Source organism: Staphylococcus sp. EG-SA-17 (assembly GCF_017151845.1).
Taxonomy (GTDB): Bacteria; Bacillota; Bacilli; order Staphylococcales; family Staphylococcaceae; genus Staphylococcus; species Staphylococcus aureus.
In genome coordinates, this window is record NZ_JACVZO010000118.1 from 1 (window position 1) to 434 (window position 434).

The 434-nt window shown below is 65.9% G+C and carries 1 protein-coding gene; it reads left to right on the plus strand.

Annotated features, from left to right (window positions below; all coding sequences use genetic code 11):
* A partial coding sequence (locus tag IDG65_RS14340; RefSeq protein ID WP_206174247.1) for a recombinase family protein occupies nt 1–434 on the plus strand: 434 nt, incomplete at both ends.

Consider the following 434-nt stretch of genomic DNA (forward strand, 5'->3'; position numbering starts at 1 on the left):
TCCTCCGATCGGCTATCGCGCGGTCGCGGCCGAGCAGCGCGGCGCGAAGATCAAGAAAAAGCTGGAGATCGATCCGCTCCACGCCGAAACGGTGCGCCGCATTTTCCGGCTGGCGCTGGAAGGCGCGGATGGGCGCGGGCCGATCGGGGTCATGGCGATCGCGTGCTGGCTCAATGAGAATAATATCCGCACGCGCCATGGCGGTCGGTGGGGCAAGGGCATGGTCCATCAGGTGCTGACGCGGACCACCTATATCGGCGAGCACCGCTTCAACACCTATGACGTGAAGAAGGGGCGCGCGAAGCCGGAGACCGAGCACGCCATCATGGAGGTGCCGCCGATCATAACGGTGGCGGAGTTCGAGGCCGTGCAGCGATCCTTGAAAGCGCGCAGCCCGAAGATGATGCCGCCGCGGGCGGTGGGCGGATCGACGC